Genomic DNA, 2,182 nt, shown 5'->3' on the forward strand with positions numbered 1-2,182 from the left:
GGGGGCGGGTGAATCCGATGCCTCGATCGATGCACCACTGCAGCACCTCGGCTCCGAGCGCCGTCAGCAACCCGGTACGGAGATCCTCGGGATTCACCGGCGGGATACTGTCGAGGTCGTCGAAGAAAGCCTCGACGACCTCGGGCCACCGCGGCATCCCCCAATTCGTGTCACGGACGCCGCTGACGGACGCCATTGCGGCGTTCATGGCGATCATATAGTCCCGTCCACGCTGGGTCTCGAACTGTGAACAGGTCTTGAACACGCTGTCCACGGTAAGGGTCCAGGGCTCGTAGAGGGCGCCGAGGAGGTCGGCGACTGCGCGGCCGGCGATGGTTCGGTCGGGACGGATTACCTCCAGTTCCAGCGCCGACCATTCGGTTCGGGGTTCGCAGAGATGATCATGCACGATCCGGAACATCACTACGCTGGCGGCGAACATCTCACCGTCGCTGATCCGGTCAAGCCCGTTGCCGGCATGAGCGAACTCGACCTCGGAGTTACGCCAGGCGCGTTGAGCGATCGCTGCCGCGGCAAAAGTCACTGGGTCCGCGTTGTCGCCGACGGTGCTGCGGAACGCTGCCCGCAGGACACCGATATCGATACCGTCCACCCTGTCTCCCCTCGTGAATTCCCCAGTTCGCCGGGCCGCGATGGCGTCGGATCGGCCCGTTACGTCATAGATGTGTGGCTGTTTCGGTGACCGACGACGAACCGATGCGCTGAAGTGCCGCGGCGATGATCGGTAACATCTCCGCACTGATTCGGTACAACTGCGCCTTATCGGTGCCTCGCACCCGGACGACCTGGATCAGGCGTGGGGGCGGCAGCAGTTCCGGCGTCGTGCGATGAGCAGCGGCACGCAGCGCCGAGGTGATGCCGGCTAAGCTCTTTCGGCCGGTCAGCTCTTTGATCCGCTCGGGGGTCGCGGCACCTCCCTCTGCCACCAGTATTTCGAGCAGCTGGATCCCGGGCGGATCGAGGTTGCCCAAGAACTGTTCGACCCGCCCCGCGCTCCAAGTGAATTCTTCGTCGAACCCGGGCACTTCCTGGGTGCCGCTGGCGCGGATGGGGAGTCGTTCGGCCAGCGCTATCTGTGCGGCCAGTAATCCGAGTTGCAGGTGCGCCTCGAGCGTCAGCGGTTGCGTCTCGGCCGCCGTCAGTGCGGCGTGTAGTTGCGTGCGTGCCACCTCGAGCGGATCGAGGTCCCCCGGATCTGCCATTCCGCCAGCATATCGATTCGCTGGGCGCCCTTGATTCGATATCGGCAGGTTACTGGTTCGAGTCCAGTTGGGGGAGCAGAAACAGCAGGTCAAACCTGATGTTAGGTTTGACCTGCTGTTCTATTTCGGCAGTTCACCAAAAATACGCCAAAGTTTCCGCGCCGCACTTCCAATCAGTCGGACGCTGTGGCGGTCGTTCGGCGCAGATTCGGGTCTTCAGCAGGACGCGCAAAGTCTGGACCGCAGGGAAATAGCTGGTGATCGCGGGTTGGTATCCGATTCGACCGTTTGAGGATCGTCCGTACAGATCGGTTCTCCGGTACCGTATCCGTTGCTTTCTGGACGGGGTACCGAATATACATTCGAAACCATCGGCGTTTGTCGCCGGTAACCGTTATGTCCGCGCCGCCACTTGTTCCCTGTCGGTCTGCCGGGCTTGTGTGTTTCGGCTTTGGAGTCCCATCGATGAGCTGTCGTTTGCTCCTTTTCGGCGGGCGTCCCGCCTTCCTCCCTCAAGGCAGCAACGGCTCGAGCCGCGCCCATTCGGGCGTCGGTCAGGTCCGCGCGCCTCGTCACCGCTACGCTGGGCACGACGTCTCCGGTGTTCAGTTGGATCTTGGTCGGTCAACGTCTCTACCGGAGACCTCACCCATACACCAACCTGGACAACACCTTCCAGCTCGCCTGTTGAGGGTCGCCGCACAGCGGCGCCCCTCAACTGCCACCGACTTCCAAAACACGGGCTAGCGTCGAGTGCGTGCCAGCAGACCCGAATCGAGCATGCGCTGGTTGGCTTGCCGAGGAGAGCATGAACCAGCCATGAGAATGAGCAAGATTCGCCTGAAGAACTTCCAGTCATTTGGTCCGACGCCGACCGAGATCGAGCTCAGCCAGCTCACGTTCATCCTTGGGCCAAACGGTGCGGGCAAGACCGCAACTCTCGTTGCGCTCGCTCGGCT

3 protein-coding genes are annotated in these 2,182 nt (G+C 62.4%); 1 reads left to right on the forward strand and 2 read right to left on the reverse strand.

Annotated elements, in window-relative coordinates; all coding sequences use genetic code 11:
* Both ON22_RS26700 and ON22_RS26705 read right to left on the reverse strand, forming a co-directional pair.
* On the reverse strand, positions 1–613 hold a 613-nt coding region (locus ON22_RS26700; protein ID WP_043740718.1), incomplete at its 3' end, for a hypothetical protein.
* A gap of 64 nt (positions 614–677) precedes the next feature.
* A complete protein-coding gene (locus ON22_RS26705) occupies positions 678–1,223 on the reverse strand; it encodes a hypothetical protein (protein ID WP_033247758.1) in 546 nt (181 codons plus the stop codon).
* 825 nt (positions 1,224–2,048) lie between these two features.
* Here ON22_RS26705 and ON22_RS36015 point away from each other — a divergent pair.
* A partial coding sequence (locus ON22_RS36015; protein WP_255218560.1) for an AAA family ATPase occupies positions 2,049–2,182 on the forward strand: 134 nt, incomplete at its 3' end.

It is taken from the genome of Nocardia carnea NBRC 14403, from assembly GCF_000308515.1.
Classification (GTDB): Bacteria; Actinomycetota; Actinomycetes; order Mycobacteriales; family Mycobacteriaceae; genus Nocardia; species Nocardia carnea.